At 56.9% G+C, this 16,338-nt stretch carries 11 protein-coding genes; all 11 read left to right on the top strand.

Features of this window, described 5'->3' with window-relative positions:
- Positions 1-158 precede the first annotated feature (158 nt).
- The 11 genes from tssH to ACI2J2_RS09060 all read left to right on the top strand — a co-directional run bounded on the left by tssH (position 159) and on the right by ACI2J2_RS09060 (position 16,290).
- On the top strand, positions 159-2,813 hold the full coding sequence (gene tssH / locus ACI2J2_RS09110) for a type VI secretion system ATPase TssH (protein WP_404759920.1): 2,655 nt from the start codon (positions 159-161) through the stop codon (positions 2,811-2,813).
- 519 nt (positions 2,814-3,332) lie between these two features.
- Entirely contained in the window at positions 3,333-5,711 is a 2,379-nt protein-coding gene (locus tag ACI2J2_RS09105) for a type VI secretion system Vgr family protein (protein WP_404759919.1), read from the top strand.
- Between the two features lie 6 nt (positions 5,712-5,717).
- The gene (locus ACI2J2_RS09100; protein ID WP_404760284.1) at positions 5,718-6,497 is read left to right on the top strand and encodes a DUF4123 domain-containing protein; all 780 of its coding nucleotides are present in this window, start codon (positions 5,718-5,720) and stop codon (positions 6,495-6,497) included.
- A gap of 111 nt (positions 6,498-6,608) precedes the next feature.
- A complete protein-coding gene (locus ACI2J2_RS09095; RefSeq protein ID WP_404759918.1) occupies positions 6,609-7,121 on the top strand; it encodes a DUF3304 domain-containing protein in 513 nt (170 codons plus the stop codon).
- Positions 7,122-7,230: 109 nt separating this feature from the next.
- Complete coding sequence (locus ACI2J2_RS09090) at positions 7,231-7,770, top strand: DUF3304 domain-containing protein (RefSeq protein ID WP_404759917.1); 540 nt, start codon at positions 7,231-7,233, stop codon at positions 7,768-7,770.
- A gap of 90 nt (positions 7,771-7,860) precedes the next feature.
- Positions 7,861-8,394, top strand: a complete 534-nt coding sequence (locus ACI2J2_RS09085; protein WP_404759916.1) for a DUF3304 domain-containing protein — start codon at positions 7,861-7,863, stop codon at positions 8,392-8,394.
- A gap of 118 nt (positions 8,395-8,512) precedes the next feature.
- Complete coding sequence (locus ACI2J2_RS09080) at positions 8,513-9,025, top strand: DUF3304 domain-containing protein (RefSeq protein ID WP_404759915.1); 513 nt, start codon at positions 8,513-8,515, stop codon at positions 9,023-9,025.
- Positions 9,013-11,460, top strand: a complete 2,448-nt coding sequence (locus ACI2J2_RS09075; protein ID WP_404759914.1) for a T6SS phospholipase effector Tle1-like catalytic domain-containing protein — start codon at positions 9,013-9,015, stop codon at positions 11,458-11,460. The genes ACI2J2_RS09080 and ACI2J2_RS09075 overlap by 13 nt, the downstream gene beginning before the upstream one ends.
- Before the next feature lie 18 nt (positions 11,461-11,478).
- Entirely contained in the window at positions 11,479-11,736 is a 258-nt protein-coding gene (locus tag ACI2J2_RS09070; protein ID WP_212559276.1) for a PAAR domain-containing protein, read from the top strand.
- Positions 11,733-12,872 (top strand): hypothetical protein, encoded by a 1,140-nt coding sequence (locus ACI2J2_RS09065; RefSeq protein WP_404759913.1) that lies wholly within the window; start codon positions 11,733-11,735, stop codon positions 12,870-12,872. Before ACI2J2_RS09070 ends, ACI2J2_RS09065 begins: the two co-directional genes overlap by 4 nt.
- Entirely contained in the window at positions 12,856-16,290 is a 3,435-nt protein-coding gene (locus tag ACI2J2_RS09060) for an ImcF-related family protein (protein WP_404759912.1), read from the top strand. The genes ACI2J2_RS09065 and ACI2J2_RS09060 overlap by 17 nt, the downstream gene beginning before the upstream one ends.
- Positions 16,291-16,338: the final 48 nt, after the last annotated feature.

Below are 16,338 nucleotides of genomic sequence, written 5' to 3'. Positions count from 1 at the left end.
TTCGCTCTGCCCGCCTTTTTCTTTGCTGAACGGCTGCGTGACGGACGTTGAGCAAAGAAACCCACAAACTGCCAGCCTGACCGTATGCGCTTTGGCCCCCTTCACGGGAAACAGCGATGGGCGGTAGCGTGTCCAGGAACCGACAAAGAGAGAAATTCATGGAAAATCCAGCCATCCTGTTGCGACGTCTGAACCCTTACTGTGCCCGTGCGATGGAAGGTGCGGCGTCGCTCTGCCAGACCCGCGCCCATGCGGAAATTTTGCCAGAGCACTGGCTGCTGAAGCTGTTAGAACAGGGGGAAGGTGACCTGACGGTGCTGGCACGCCGCTACGAATGGGATATGGATGCGCTGTGGCAGGATTTGCTGGGCTGGCTGGATTCACTTCCCCGCTCTGTTCGCAGTCGCCCGCAGCTTTCAGACAGTATTCAGACGCTGATGCAGGAAGCCTGGCTGATTGCCTCCCTTAACGACGAAGAGCACATCCGCAGTGTGCATCTGCTGATGGCGCTGGTCGATAAGCCTAAACTGGCGCGATGCGACGGGCTGTGGCCGCTGATGACGCTCGGGCAGAGCCAGCTTGAGCGTCTTCGCCCGCTGCTGGACGCGCAGTCAGATGAACGCCTGGATGTGCAACAGGAAGCTGAACTGGCACAAAACCACGGTGGTGAAGTGGAATTTATCGGACGTCCGGTTGGCGCTGAGATAATAGAGGGCGAACTAAGCCCGGCGCTGCAGAACGCGCTGGATAAATTCACCCTTGACGTTACCACCAAAGCGAAAGAGGGCAAGATCGACCCGGTCTTTGGTCGTGATACCGAAATTCGCCAGATGGTCGATATTCTCTCCCGCCGTCGTAAAAACAATCCGATCCTGGTCGGTGAGCCGGGTGTCGGCAAAACGGCACTGGTCGAAGGCCTGGCGCTGCGTATTGCCGAGGGCAACGTACCGGAATCCCTCAAACCGGTCAGCCTGCGCACCCTCGACCTCGGCCTGTTGCAGGCAGGTGCAGGCGTGAAAGGTGAATTTGAGCAGCGCCTGAAAAACGTCATCGATGCAGTGCAGCAGTCGCCAGTGCCGATTCTGCTGTTTGTCGACGAAGCCCACACCATTATCGGTGCCGGTAACCAGGCGGGTGGCGCGGATGCCGCGAACCTGCTGAAACCGGCTCTCGCCCGTGGTGAACTGCGCACTATTGCCGCGACAACCTGGAGCGAATACAAACAGTATTTCGAGCGCGATGCCGCGCTGGAGCGTCGCTTCCAGATGGTGAAGGTGGATGAGCCGGATGACGACACGGCGTGTCTGATGCTCAGAGGCCTGAAATCCCGCTATGCGGAACACCACGGTGTACACATTAATGATGATGCCGTAAAAGCTGCTATCACGCTGTCCCGTCGCTATCTCACCGGTCGCCAGTTACCGGATAAAGCCGTTGACCTGCTGGACACTGCCGCTGCACGTGTGCGTATGAGCCTCGATACGGTGCCTGAACACATTGTGCGCCTGAAAGCACAGCTGGCTGCACTGGCGCTGGAAGAGCAGGCACTGCTGGAGGATATTGCCGCCGGCAGTCACCGCCATGGTGACCGCCTGAGCGTCATTGAGCAACTGCGGACTGAATTGGATGCGCGAATTCAGGAGCAGGAAGGCCGTTTCACCAACGAAAAGGCGCTGGCGCAGCAACTGATGGCCAGCCGGCAGGACATCAGCCAGCAGGCTGAGATTACCGACCTGCAACAGCAGCTGGAGCAAGCGCAGCAGGGCGATGTGCTGGTTCAGGTGGATGTGGACACCCGTACCGTGGCCAACGTGATTGCCGACTGGACTGGCGTACCGCTCTCTTCATTAATGAAGGACGAGCAGACCGAACTGCTGGCTCTGGAAGATGAAATCGGCAAACGCGTGGTCGGGCAAGACGTGGCGCTCAACGCCATTGCGCAGCGCCTGCGCGCCGCCAAAACCGGCCTTACTTCGGAGAATGGCCCGCAGGGGGTGTTCCTGCTGGTCGGCCCGAGTGGCACGGGTAAAACCGAAACCGCACTCACGCTGTCCGATGTACTGTACGGTGGCGAGAAGTCGCTTATCACCATCAACCTATCGGAATATCAAGAACCACATACCGTTAGTCAGCTCAAAGGCTCACCGCCGGGCTACGTCGGTTACGGTCAGGGCGGCATTCTGACCGAAGCGGTGCGCAAGCGCCCGTACAGCGTGGTACTGCTCGATGAGGTGGAAAAAGCCCACCGCGACGTGATGAACCTGTTCTATCAGGTCTTCGATCGCGGCTTTATGCGCGACGGCGAAGGCCGCGAAATTGACTTCCGTAACACGGTCATCCTGATGACCTCCAACCTCGGCAGTGATCACATCATGCAACGGTTGGACGAACGGCCGGACGCCAGTGAAGGGGATTTGCACGAACTGCTGCGCCCGATATTGCGTGACCACTTCCAGCCTGCACTGCTGGCCCGCTTCCAGACGGTGATTTACCGTCCGCTGAATGAGCCCGCGATGCGCATCATTGTTGAAATGAAACTCGGACAGGTCAGCAAACGCCTGCACCGTCACTACGGCCTGACTACGCATATCGAAGAGAACTTGTACGACACCTTCACCGCCGCTTGCCTGCTTCCGGATATCGGTGCGCGTAACGTTGACAGTCTGCTAAATCAGCAAATCCTGCCGGTACTCAGCCAGCAGTTGCTGACTCACATGGCTGCAAAACAGAAACCGCAGTCCCTTACCTTGAGCTGGGATGAGGAGGAGGGCATAGGGCTGGTGTTTGACGCTCTGCAACCGGACGCTGTGTGACCTCACATCAGACAGTTACAGCGCAACTGCAGTTTATCTCCACTCAGGAAAATTAAAATAATGAAAATGTTCAAAGCTATATTTCTTGCCATGTTGATTACCGTCCCAACGTTGACGTTAAGCGGGTGTGGAACGCTGGACAGGGGAATGAGTTATCAATCGACATATCGAGGATTTGACAGAGATAAGACGGTGGGAAGCCATGCTTTCTTATGGATGTCCACGTTGGGGGTTATGCCTATTTTTTACATTGTGTCCATGCCCGTTGATCTCGTCGTTGATACGGTTCTGCTTCCTTGGGATCTTTATGCCAGCAGAGACAGAGATCGTTAAGCGCCTGCCTCAATAGTGACTCCCTTTCGGGCGTAGCAGGGAAGCAACGGTGCACCACAAATGATGCTGAACAACGCTGAGGTATTGGACGCGTTACAGGAACAGCCTACGGTCTGATGGGCCCCGACTCAGCCGCAGGGAGTGGAAACGCCGGTGTACCGGCTGCAGAATAATAAGGACATCATCATGAGCGCAAACCCGATTTCTTTTTTCAACCACAACCACCACCTGCTGGCGATAAGAGGAGGTGAGTCAGAACTTGACGTGCTGGCATTTGAAGGCAACGAGGCCCTGAGCCGTCCGTTCAGCTACCGCATTGAGTTCACCAGTAGCGATCATGCCATCAGCAAAGAGATGATGCTGATGAAAGCCGGTTCCCTGACGTTACAGGCACCGGTAGACCAGGGCTACGGCATTAAAATTCAGCAACCGGTACGGGTTCTCCAGGGGGTGGTGAGTGGCTTTGAACGCCTCAGTACCTCGAAGGATGAAACCCATTACGCCCTGACGCTACAGCCACGTCTGGCACTGCTTGACCGTTCGCACCAGAGCGCCATTTATCAGGACATGTCGGTCCCGCAAATCGTGGAAAAAATCCTGCGCGAGCGTCACAACATGCGCGGCCAGGATTTTCTGTTCTCGCTTTCAAAAGAGTACCCGCGCCGTGAGCAGGTGATGCAGTATGGTGAGGACGACCTGCACTTTATCACCCGCCTGCTGGGCGAAGTCGGTATCTGGTTCCGTTTTACCACCGACACGCGCCTGAACATCGACGTCGTGGAGTTTTACGACAGCCAGCAGGGTTACGAGCAAGGCCTGACTCTGCCGTCAGTACCGCCCTCGGGCCAGCACTCGCAAGGCATGGATTCGGTATGGGGGATGGAGAGCCATCACAACGTGGTGCAAAAGCAGGTCAGCACCCGCGATTACAACTACCGGCAGGCCACCGACGATATGAACATCCAGGTGGATGCGACCCGCGGTGACAGCACCACCTACGGCGAGGCTTACCACTATGCCGACAACTACCTGACGCAGGGCAGCACTTATGACCGTAACCCGGCTCCGGAGTCCGGCGCGTTTTATGCCCGCGTGCGTCACGAACGCTACCTGAACAGCCAGACGCAGACTCGCGCCAACACCAGTTGCCCGACACTGGCGCCCGGACAGGTACTGAACGTCACCGGCGGCTATGAAGTGGCGGAGGCGTTCAGCCAGGGTGTGCTCATCACGGCGATGCGTAGTCATGCGCGGCGGGATGAAGGTTTTGGTGTCAGCTTCCACAGTATCCCGGACAGCACGGACTTTTGTTTCCGCCCAGAACCTGGCCCACGCCCGGTGATGACCGGCACATTACCGGCGCGTGTGACCAGTACCACCGAAAATGACACCTACGGGCATATCGATAAAGACGGCCGTTATCGCGTCAACATGCTTTTTGACCGAGATAACTGGGAGACCGGTTTCGAGAGCCTGTGGGTCCGTCAGTCACGCCCCTATGCCGGGGATACCTACGGTCTGCACCTGCCGCTGCTGGCGGGCACTGAGGTGGCGATTGGTTTTGAGGACGGTAACCCGGACCGGCCGTACATCTCCGGCGTGCTGCACGATTCGGCCCACGGCGACCACGTCACCATCCGCAACTACAAACGTAACGTCCTGCGCACCCCGAGCAACAACAAAATTCGCCTCGATGATGAGCGCGGCAAAGAACATATCAAAGTGTCCACCGAGTATGGCGGCAAAAGCCAGCTGAATCTTGGTCACCTTGTCGACAGTGAAAAGCAGAAGCGCGGTGAGGGTTTTGAGCTCAGAACCGACAGCTGGGGGGCGATTCGGGCGCAGAAGGGAATATTCATCAGTGCGGACGGCCAGGCGAAGGCGCAGGGGCAGGTACTGGCGATGGAGCAGGCTATCAGTCTGCTGAAAGGGGCCGTGAATCAGGTTACGGGATGGGGAACCATTACGCAGACTCACCACAACGTTGCTCCAGACGCTGAGCCGTTGAGAAAGTTTGTTTCAGAAGCCGGCGAGCTTAAAGGGCCGGCTTTGCTCATGTCGGCACCGCAAGGCATCGCCGCAGTGACACCAGAAACCACGCTGCTACACAGCGGGAAAGGGTTGTACCTGCAAAGCCTGGGTGAGGTGAATATCAGCGCAGCGCAGCGTTATTCAGTCAATGCCAGCCAGGCCATCTCCATACTGGCTCACCAGGAGGGCATGCGTCTGGTATCCGCCAAAGGCCCTCTGGCGGTGGAATCCCATGCTGATACGCTGTCGCTGACGTCCCTTAAAGATGTCACGGTGCAGTCCACTCAGGGGCACCTGCAACTGACGGCAAAGAATGGGATCACGCTTGCCTGTGGCGGTGCTTACATCCAACTGACGCCGCAGGGAGAAATCAATGTGCATGGCCCTGGTCTGCTAAGCCTCAAAGGGCAGCACAAATTACAGGGCCCGGCGAGCGAGAATTATCCGCTGCCTGAATTGCCTTCGTCAGTGTGCAAAGAGTGCCTGAAAAAGGCGCAGCAACTCGCACAAGGCTTTGTGCCAAGGGAGGCATAAGTGAACATGACACGCATCGCTGACTGGGTGAGTCTGCTTGAGCAAACCTGCGCGGATATTGAAATGACCCACCTTGATTTTATTATCGACCAGTGCGGTATCGATTTTTCCGTCATTCCCGTACTTCGGGGTTTTTCACCGCCTTTGGCATGGCAGTCTCTCTACCAGGGGCTGCCGGAAGATGCTTTACCCGAAGAATCGCCGCTGTTGATCAGGATCTCGCTGAACGATCCTCAGCAGAAACAGTGGGTTATTGAGCTGGCTCAGAAAGTGCAAAAGACAGCCCCGCTATTGGTGATCTGTTCTCATTGGCCTTTTACTACGCTGGCTGAATGGTTAACGACCTGTGCCGACGCGACGCATGAGGGGCGTGCAGGGCTGTTCAGGTACTTTGATGCCCGTATTTTCCCTTACCTGTTTTCTCATATTTTGGCACCCGGGCAGCAGGCTCAGTTGCAGCGTCCTGCACTGTTCTGGAGTTGGCTGGATCTTGACGAGAAACCGGCATTATTGATGGGGCAGGGGGATCAACCCGCAATCAATGAGAAGTGCCAGAACATCGCTTTAAGCGATAGCCAGTTTGAAGCCCTGATGTGCATCTGCGACGTAAAGTTGATGCTTCGCCATCGAGACGTTCCCGATACTGGATTTACCTCTCAGGATGAACGGTTTACTGCCTGTTTCAACGGCATGCTTTCAGCCACTGCCAAAGGAATGTTATGGGATAAAGAACGCCAAGATTGGGTGATAAATACCCTGACCGGGCGGCCTGCTGAACGGGCCTGAACGCAGGTTTATGATGCTGCTCATCTTCTGGAGGGGCAGCATGATGCCATTGCGAAAAGCCATGGCCAAGCAAGACGCACATAACCGGTTAATTCATCAAAGGAATGCAAAATGAAAACACGACATTACCTCGTGGTGCTGGGGGCTCTGCTGCTGGCGGGTTGTAGCCAGCCGACGGCGAAGGCGGGAACCATAGAAGCCATCAACCACACCCAATGGGCGATCAACCATTTCAGCGTCGACGGTCAGTCGGGGATAGACATTATCGGGCCCTATCAGGGCGGAGGTGGCGGCTGTTGCTATGGTGTGCCGGCGAAATGGCGGCCGGGTATGACGGTGAGGGTGGACTGGCAAAGCGGGGAAGCGTCTACAGATGATTTCCCTGGATACCAAGACAGAGCTAAGTATCTGGCTTGGGAAAAGAAAATTGACGAAAGTAATCGAAATCACAGCAAAATTGTGCCGGTGCCGGACTATTCGGGGCAAAAAACCTGCGGGATCACGGTGCATTTTATGCCCTGTGACGAGGTGAAAGTGACCACCAGCTGTGCCAACTACGGCCATCCGGAACACCCGATCAAAGAACCCCTTAAGATGCCGGAGCCGAAAGACTGTCCGAAATAATCACCGATCTGACCTTATTCCCCCTCAGTAATGCTTAGCCATGCCATTAGCGAAAAGTCATGGCCAAGCAAGACGCACATAACCTGTTAATTCATCAAAGGAATGCAAAATGAAAACACGACATTACCTCGTGGTACTGGGGGTTCTGCTGCTGGCGGGTTGTAGCCAGCCGACGGCGAAAGCTAAAACCCGGAGCGGTGGCGGTGGGATTATTGTCGCTATCAACCACACCCAATGGGCGATCAACCATTTCAGCGTCGACGGTCAGTCGGGCATTGATGCTATTGGGCCCTATCAGGGCGGCGGCGGTGGCTGCTGCTATGGTGTGTCGTCGAAATGGCGACCGGGTATGACGGTAAAAGTCGACTGGGAAAGTGGTGAAGCATCTACAAAAGGGTTTCCGGGATTTGCAGATACGGAAAAGTATTTGGCTTGGGAAAAGAAAATGAGTGCTAATAACCGGCAGCACAGCACGGTGGTGCCGGTGCCGGTGCCGGACTATACGGGGCAAAAAACCTGCGGGATCACGGTGCATTTTATGCCCTGTGATGAGGTGAAAGTGACCACCAGCTGTGTAAGCCCCGGCCGACCGGGCTATCCGGTCAACGAGCCGCTGCAGATGCCGGAGCCGAAAGACTGTCCGAAATAATCACCGATCTGGCGTGGCTCCTCTCTTGTGATGCTTAGCGATAGCTAAGCAAGGCGCACATAACTGGTTAATTCATCAAAGGAATGCAAAATGAAAACACGACATTACCTCGTGGTGCTGGGGGCTCTGCTGCTGGCGGGTTGTAGCCAGCAGACAGCGAAAGCTAAAACCCGGAGCGGTGGCGGTGGGATTATTGTCGCCATCAACCACACCAAATGGGCGATCAACCATTTCAGCGTCGACGGTCAGTCGGGGATAGATATTATCGGGCCCTATCAGGGCGGAGGTGGCGGCTGTTGCTATGGTGTGCCGGCGAAATGGCGGCCGGGTATGACGGTGAGGGTAGATTGGGAAACAGGTGTTGGGGATATGGATGGGTTTCCAGGGTTTGACAGATGGGATGAGTATCTAGCATGGGAAAAAAAAATGAAGGCCCAGAATAAGCAGCACAGCGCGGTGGTATCGATGCCGGACTATACGGGGCAAAAAACCTGCGGGATCACGGTGCATTTTATGCCCTGCGATGAGGTGAAAGTGACCACCAGCTGTGTAAGCCCCGGCCGGCCGGGCTACCCAATCAACGAACCGCTGCAGATGCCGGTGCCGAAAGACTGTCCGAAATAATCACCGATCTGGCGTGGTTCCTCTTCTGCAATGCTTAGCCATGGCATGCCATCCCATCCCGAAAAGTCATGGCTAAGCAAGACGCACGTAACCGGTTAATTCATCAAAGGAATGCAAAATGAAAATACGACATTACCTCGTGGTACTGGGGGCTCTGCTGCTGGCGGGTTGTAGCCAGCAGACGGCGAAGGCGGGAACCATAGAAGCCATCAACCACACCCAATGGGCGATCAACCATTTCAGCGTCGACGGTCAGTCCGGTATTGACATCATCGGGCCCTATCAGGGCGGCGGTGGCGGCTGTTGCTATGGCGTGCCGGCGAAATGGCGGCCGGGTATGGCGGTGAGGGTAGATTGGGAAAGTGGTGAAGCATCTACAAAAGGGTTTCCAGGGTTCGCGGATTCAAAAAAATATAGGGAATGGCGAGATAAAATAAAGGCCCAAAATAAGCAGCACAGCACGGTGGTGCCGGTACCGGACTATACGGGGCAAAAAACCTGCGGGATCACGGTGCATTTTATGCCCTGCGATGAGGTGAAAGTGACCACCAGCTGCGCCAACTACGGCCATCCGGAACACCCGATCAAAGAACCCCTTAAGATGCTGGAGCCGAAAGTATGTCCGAAATAATCACCGATCTGGCGTGGTTCCCGCCGGCATTTCCGGTTCAGGGACGTTTACCCGCCCAGGCAGCGCTTGTTGGGGCCAACTGCGCCCAGCAGGACAGCCATGAGCTGGCCTACCGGCAGGCGTTGTGCCTGGCGGTCGGGCGGCGCGTGGAGCCCACCTGCTGCAAAACTCTGCATATCAGTCTGTTTTTCGACGGCACAGGCAATAACCTCAACCACGACTTATATATTGCTGACCCGAAGCACCCTACGAATATTGCCCGACTGTTCCGCGTTACCATTGGGCAGGGAGCTGCCGGGGGAGTATCTAAAGGAGAGGAATTGCTGGATGCGGACGGCAGCGGCGAGGATAAATATTACAAATATTATATCCCCGGCGTCGGTACGCCTTTCCCCGAAGTTAACGATCTGGATTTCAGCATGATGGGGCTGGCGGCGGCGACCCACGGGGAGGAGCGCATCAACTGGGGCCTGTTGCGGCTTATTGATGCGTTGAAGCGGACGATGACCAGGAACAGTCTGTCGGACGACGAGAGTTGGAAGGCGGTGGACAAAATGGCGACCTCGATGGCGTCGTTTGGGCTGACCGGCAGCGCCAACCGTTTTGAGACCTTCCAGCACCTGCTGAAAGATATGTTGCCCGAGCTGCAAAAGGCGCTGATGCCCACCGAGCCCGGAAAGCCGAAGCTGTTAGGGATCAAGCTGTACGTGTACGGCTTTTCGCGCGGGGCGGCGGCGGCGCGGGCTTTTGTCCGCTGGCTCAGCGAGCTGCTGCCAAAGCCTGCAGAGGGGCAGGACAAGCCCGAGCAATGCCTGGCGGTGGGGGGGCTGAAAATCCCGCTCAGCGTCGAGTTTCTTGGCCTGCTGGATACGGTGGCCTCGGTGGGGGTGGCGCATATCGCCCCGGTGGCGGAAGGGCACATGGGCTGGGCTGACGGAACCCAGGAACTGCCGGCAGAGAAAACCTACGGCGGGTTAATCAAAAAATGTGTCCACTTGGTCTCCTCCCACGAGCAGCGGCTGTGCTTCCCGCTGGATTCTATCCGCCGCCCGGATGGTAAATATCCGGCTAACAGCGAGGAAGTAGTCTATCCGGGCATGCATTCGGACCTTGGGGGAGGTTACCCGCCGGGGGATCAGGGGAAAGCAAATGGGTCTGATGATGGCCTTTTATTATCTCAGATAGCTCTTAATGATCTATTCAGTGCAGCCTTTTCTAGTGGTGCTCCATTCAAGCTCCCTGAAGAATGTTTACCTCCAGATTTAAAAAAAGATATTTGGAGAAGAATGTCTCCAGATCTTTTAGATGAATTTTTCACAGACTCAATACTCATAAACCGTTTCAACGCCTGGCGCGAGCTTACCCTCGGTCTGAGTTCGCCCACTGACCCGCTTTCCCCCGAACAAGCAGCAAAATACGATCCGCCGCGCGCGCCCGTCAGCCTGGAGAAAGCCATTGAAAATCAGCTGGGCTGGATCACGGCGTGGCGTATCAACCGCTATGCCGGGGGAAGCTACAAGACCCAGCGTTTTTATGTCGATTCGGCGGCGAATGGGCTGGATAAAGACAGCGATCCGCTGGTCAGAAAGCAGTCTGAGGCGGCCAGAAAGGCTTTACAGAAGGAAATTGACGATGTTCGCCGGGACATGAAGGCGCAACATAATCCGGAGGAGGGTTTCCTGAAGCTCCCGCCGGGGCCGAAGGATTTCGACGCGGCGCTGGGGCAGACACAACTGCGTCAGGCGGCGGAGGAGTTCAGAGAGGACTATCACGGCCTCTCCCGGACCAGCACCGGGAACTGGTTTTTTACTGCTGCTGATTCACTCAGTAACGCTATTTTCCTGATGAATAATGATGATGAGTACGGCGAGTGGTTGAGAATAAAAACTGCCGGAGACGATCGCGTAAAAGTGCTTTTCCCGATTAGCGGGGAAGCGAGTAACGCCACGCAGCCTGCCGGGCTGGTACGGGCGCTGTTTGACGATCAGGTCCACGATTCCCGCGCCTGGTTTATGCACAATGCCTTCGACTCCCGCGAACCCTGGGGCAGCTATTTCCTCTACCGGATGATCTATTTCGGCAGCCGCAGCAGTAAACCGATGACGCCGTTGATGATTGCCGGGGCGGTGGTGGGGGTTGCGACTCTTGCCGCAGGCGCGGCCGTTATCATCAAACAGAAAAGCGCGAAGGGCAAACTGGCGGGCCTTGCCGGTACCGTAGGGGCTATCTATCTGGAAACTCAGGCGATCGATCTGCTTTCAGGCAAGCCGTTGTCTATGCTGCCCAATGCCGCACAGCTGCAGGCGCCGACAATGGAGCCCGGCGTGGTTGTCGCGCAGCAAACTCAGGCGATCGGTGAACAACGGTTGGCGCTGGCAAAATCGCTGATTGAGTCCGGCTGGGCGGAAAAGCTTAAGTCGACCGTGACGGCATAATTCAGGGAGGGATGACGGATGAAAGCGATCATACGTGAGGGCGATACCCTGCGGGAGTACGGCGGGAAAGTGCTGGGCGGGCATTATCTGTGCTTCGGCAAAGGGATTGCCTGCAAGGGCGATGCGGTGAAATGCAATAAACATGGCATGACGGCCATCAGCGAAGGCAGTGCGTTATCGGAGGTAGACGGGCAGCCGGTGGCGCTGCACGGTCACCGCTGCGCCTGCGGTTGCACGCTGGTGAGCTCTTTCCCTGATTGCGGCATTGAGCTGTGAGGCCGTTACCGGAGTATCTATCCTACCGAATCGCGCGCCCGCCTGATGTTAAACGCTGGCTGTCAGTGGGCGCACTGTTGGTGCTGCTGTGCGGAGGCGGCGGTGCGCTGCTGCATTCTGCCGGGAGTGGCGTTGGGCTGATTGTCAAAGGGATGACGGGTGCGGCGGTTCTGATGGGCGCGCTCTGGTTAGTACGTCTGCTGTATTACCGGGTTTCGGTCCATAACGCCCGGTATTATGCGCAGCTGATTGAGCGGCAACAGCAGGCCTGGTGGGAGCAGCATCAACGCCGTTTCGCGCTCAGTGAAATGGTGCTGCTGGGCCCGGCCGGAACCGATACGCCACACTGGCTGCGTCTGTTAAAGCGGGAGCATCGGGCTCCGGAAATAAAAAATGAGTCGAGCGGAAAAGCGCTGCGCATCGGCCGAACGTTGGTCGAGCCGGTGGCTGAACGGGAGGCGCTGTTAGCAAAAATGCTGGTGCTGCAGTGGCAGATGCAGAACGCAAATTCCCCCCTCCCACACATACGGCGCTGCTACTGGCTGGGCTCCCTGGTTGCCTGGCGCGCATTTTGCGCGCAAATGCAGCTTTCGTTTGCTAACTTTGCGTTACCCGAAAAACCAGAGAAATGGCAAGGCGAAGAGACGCTGTCGGTACTTGCCGCGGCAGCTCAAACGCTCCCGGAAAACGAGGCCATTCTGGTCGCCGGGTGTCATTCGATGACGGCCTCGTTTGACTCAGCACAACCTGCCGGTGAGTCTGCGGCTTTGTTTCTGGTGGCTCAGAAGGGACTGGTCAGCCTTACGCGAGGGGAGGTCTACGATACCACCGGGAAAGAGGTTTTAACCGCAGTCAGCGAGCGAGCTGAGCAGCAAAGTGAACTCGAAAAGGCACCTGACGCCTGCATGTTGTTCTCACAGCCCACGTTACCCGCGCTGGCGCAAAGTGGCTGGAATGTGACTCATCACGTCCAGGATCTCAACTGGGGCAGCCCCGGTGAGATGGAAATGCTCATCGTGCTGGTCCTGGCGGCCCTGTACACCAAACAGTATCAAGAACCCTGCGGCTGGATAGCCAAAGATCCTCTACACACTCTCGCACTTGGAATTATTAAACCTTATGGAGAAGGAAAATAAACCCGCTGAATTTTCTGTGGTTTCCACAGCGGTGCTGTTTGTTGCTACTGTCACGCTGCTCGTGTTGGCCGGTGGGTTGCTGTGGTGGTACTGGGAGGAAGGTCTCTCCACGGAGTGGAATGTGTTACGTCAGATCATGACGGCCTGTTTTGTTGTCTGGGTAGCGTCGCTCTGTGTGCTGGTACTGGGTTTTATCGCGCTTCATTTAGTGATTCGGGATAGCGTGGCGCGAGATGCTTCTTCCAGCCCCGTGAAAAAGAAAAGCCCCTCCCGGTTGCCGCTCAAGGCGGACATTGCCAGTCATCTCCGCCAACGTTATACCTTCTTCTGGCGCCGTAAAGTCCGTTTGCTGCTGGTGACCGGTGATGATGCCGCGATTGAACAGCTGGTTCCAGGCCTGAAGCAACAACAATGGCTGGAAGGCAACCGCACAGTGCTGATCTACGGCGGCAGCCTGGCAACGGAACCCGACAGCGAAAAGTATACCGCGCTGCGCAAGCTGCGTCGGGGCCGCCCGCTGGACGGCATTATCCGCGTCATGCCGCCGGCGTTGAACCTGACGCCGCAGGTAAGTGACAGCGATCTGCGCGGGCTGGAGAGCATCGCCAGGCTGCTGCGTTACGCCGCGCCGGTCTGGCTGTGGCAACTGTGCGAGAGCGGCTGGTTGCAGGCTAAGCGCGCTGAGCAGGCGGTAGGGGCTCACTTCCCGCTATGCGCAAATGAAGAGGATGTTACCCGCCAGCTTGAACGGATGTTGCCGGCCCTGCGGACGCCGGGCATGAGTCAGATCGCTGAGAACAACAGTTACGACTTCCTGCTGCGCCTTGGCCAGCACCTGAAAGACGGCGGTATTATCCGCTGGGCTCAGCAGCTGGTGCCATGGCTGTCCGTTTCTCAGCAACGCGTTCCGCTGCGTGGCCTGATGTTCAGCCCGCCAGTAAGTAAAGCTGCCGAAACGTCAGAGGGGACAGCCTATGCTGAGCAGTATGTTCCGGAATCACTGTGTCATGCCCTGACCCTGCCGGTAACCTGGCAGGGCATCGTCGATGACTGCACCCGCGTGCGTGGCCGTCACGTGGGAATGGCGTGGGAGCGGACGCTCGCCTGGACACTGATGGGCATTACCGGTGTCTGGGGGATGGGGCTGTTGCTCTCGTTTGTGCTGAACTACGGACAAATTTCTTCAGTGGCGGCAAAAGCGCGTCACCTGGTCGAACATCCTGCCGTTTCGGATCGGCAGCTGACGGCGTTGCACGATTTGCGCAACGATGCCGGTCGCCTGCTACACCATGTTCAGGAAGAGACACCGTGGTACCAGCGTTTTGGTCTTGACCATAGCCGGCAACTGCTCGATGCGATGCTGCCCTGGTACGGCGTGGCGAACAACCATCTGATACGCGACCCGGCGAATGTCGCCCTGACGCAAAAGCTCAGCGCCCTGGCCAATTCAGCGCCAAACAGCGAACTGCGCATAACGCTGGCGAAACCGGGCTATGACCAGCTTAAAGCCTGGCTGATGATGTCCCGCCCGGATAAAACTGACGGTGCGTTCTACGCACAGACCATGAAGGATGTACAACCAATCAGGCAGGGAATTTCCACCGGTCTGTGGCAGAGTCTTTCCCCGGATCTATGGGCATTCTACATAAATGAGCTGCCGGAACAGCCTCAATGGAAAATCACCCCGGATGTGGCACTGGTTAGCCAAAGCCGTCAGGTGTTGTTGCAGCAGATTGGCCGCCGCAATGCGGAGGGAACTCTCTACGAAAATATGCTCAAGTCGGTGCGGCGTAACTTTGCCGATGTGTCACTGGACGATATGACCAGTGGGACCGATGCCCGCCGTCTGTTCACCACCGATGAAGTAGTGCTGGGGATGTTCACCCGTCAGGCCTGGGAAGGGGGGATTCAGCAGGCCATCGAGAAAGCGGCCAACTCGCGCCGGGATGAGATTGACTGGGTACTGAGCGACAGCCGCAAGACCGTTTCTGCCGACCTCTCCCCGGAAGCGCTTAAAGCGCGTCTGACGCAGCGTTATTTCACTGATTTTGCCGGCAGTTGGCTGAGTTTCCTTAACAGTCTGCGGCTTAACCCGGCGCGCAACATCGCCGACGTGACTGACCAACTGACGCTGATGAGTGATGTGCGCCAGTCACCGATGATCGCGTTAATGAACACGTTGGCCTGGCAGGGGCAAGCCGGCGAACTGCGCGAAGGGCTGTCGGATTCCATCATCAAGTCGGCAAAAGATCTTATCGGCAATAACGATAGGCCGGTTATCGACCAAAAAGCGGCGGGCCCACAGGGACCACTGGATGAAACCTTTGGGCCGCTGCTGACACTGATGGGGAAAAACAAAGGCAATAACGTGATGTCAGCGGACAACACGCTGAGCCTGCAGACCTATCTGACCCGTATCACCCGCGTTCGTCTGCGCCTGCAACAGGTGGCGAGTGCATCCGATCCGCAGGAGATGATGCAGACCCTGGCGCAGACCGTGTTCCAGGGCAAAAGTGTAGACCTGACCGACACCCAGCAGTATGGCAGCCTGGTCGCGGCAAGCCTCGGTGAGGAGTGGAGCGGCTTTGGCAACACCCTGTTTGTGCAGCCGCTGACCCAGGCCTGGGAAACGGTGTTGCAGCCGTCTGCGGCCAGTCTGAACGATCGCTGGCGTCGCTCGGTGGTGGCGAACTGGCACACTGCTTTTGAGGGGCGCTATCCGTTTGCGACCAGCAAAAGCGACGCTTCTTTGCCGATGCTGGCTGAATTTGTGCGTAAAGACAGCGGACGTATCGAGCGATTCCTGACGACCGAACTCAACGGGGTGCTGCACAAAGAGGGCAGCCAGTGGGTGCCGGATAAAGTGAACAGCCAGGGGCTGACATTTAACCCGGCGTTCTTGCGCGCCATTAATCAACTGAGCCTGCTGTCGGACATTTTGTTTACCAATGGCAGCCAAGGCATCAGTTTCGAACTGCAGGCACGTCCGGCACCGCAGGTGGTAGAAACGCAGTTGACCATTGACGGGCAAAAGCTGCATTACTTCAACCAGATGACTGATTGGCAGACCTTCCGCTGGCCAGGGGATACCTTCAGGCCGGGCACGATGCTGACCTGGACGTCAACGAGCGCAGGTGCGCGCCTGTTCGGGGATTACAGTGGAAGCTGGGGCTTTATCCGCTGGCTGGAGCAGGGCAAGCGGCAGAAGCTTGACCGCAGCCAGTGGATGATGAGCTTTACCGCTCCTGACGGAAGAACGCTTCAGTGGGTTCTGCGCTCGCAGTTTGGCAAAGGGCCGCTGGCGTTGCTGGATTTACGCGGCTTTAGTCTGCCGGAAAACATATTCAGCGTGGATGCTTCAGCGGCAGAGCAAGCGCGGACCCGTACAAATGACTCAGCCGGGGATGAGATGGAATGATGATCGCATTGCAGAATTACTTCACACCTGTGGCGTGGATGAAGACAT

It is taken from the genome of Serratia sp. NPDC087055 (genome assembly GCF_044900985.1).
Taxonomy (GTDB): domain Bacteria; phylum Pseudomonadota; class Gammaproteobacteria; order Enterobacterales; family Enterobacteriaceae; genus Serratia.
Note: the sequence above shows the minus strand (reverse complement) of the source record. Positions and strands in the feature narration are given on the sequence as shown.

What these genes read in the sequence shown, in the direction of transcription:
- tssH (WP_404759920.1), top strand. Translation starts at nt 159, where the DNA reads ATGGAAAATCCAGCCATCCTGTTGCGACGTCTGAACCCTTACTGTGCC.
- ACI2J2_RS09105 (WP_404759919.1), top strand. Translation starts at nt 3,333, where the DNA reads ATGAGCGCAAACCCGATTTCTTTTTTCAACCACAACCACCACCTGCTG.
- ACI2J2_RS09100 (WP_404760284.1), top strand. Translation starts at nt 5,718, where the DNA reads ATGACACGCATCGCTGACTGGGTGAGTCTGCTTGAGCAAACCTGCGCG.
- ACI2J2_RS09095 (WP_404759918.1), top strand. Translation starts at nt 6,609, where the DNA reads ATGAAAACACGACATTACCTCGTGGTGCTGGGGGCTCTGCTGCTGGCG.
- ACI2J2_RS09090 (WP_404759917.1), top strand. Translation starts at nt 7,231, where the DNA reads ATGAAAACACGACATTACCTCGTGGTACTGGGGGTTCTGCTGCTGGCG.
- ACI2J2_RS09085 (WP_404759916.1), top strand. Translation starts at nt 7,861, where the DNA reads ATGAAAACACGACATTACCTCGTGGTGCTGGGGGCTCTGCTGCTGGCG.
- ACI2J2_RS09080 (WP_404759915.1), top strand. Translation starts at nt 8,513, where the DNA reads ATGAAAATACGACATTACCTCGTGGTACTGGGGGCTCTGCTGCTGGCG.
- ACI2J2_RS09075 (WP_404759914.1), top strand. Translation starts at nt 9,013, where the DNA reads ATGTCCGAAATAATCACCGATCTGGCGTGGTTCCCGCCGGCATTTCCG.
- ACI2J2_RS09070 (WP_212559276.1), top strand. Translation starts at nt 11,479, where the DNA reads ATGAAAGCGATCATACGTGAGGGCGATACCCTGCGGGAGTACGGCGGG.
- ACI2J2_RS09060 (WP_404759912.1), top strand. Translation starts at nt 12,856, where the DNA reads ATGGAGAAGGAAAATAAACCCGCTGAATTTTCTGTGGTTTCCACAGCG.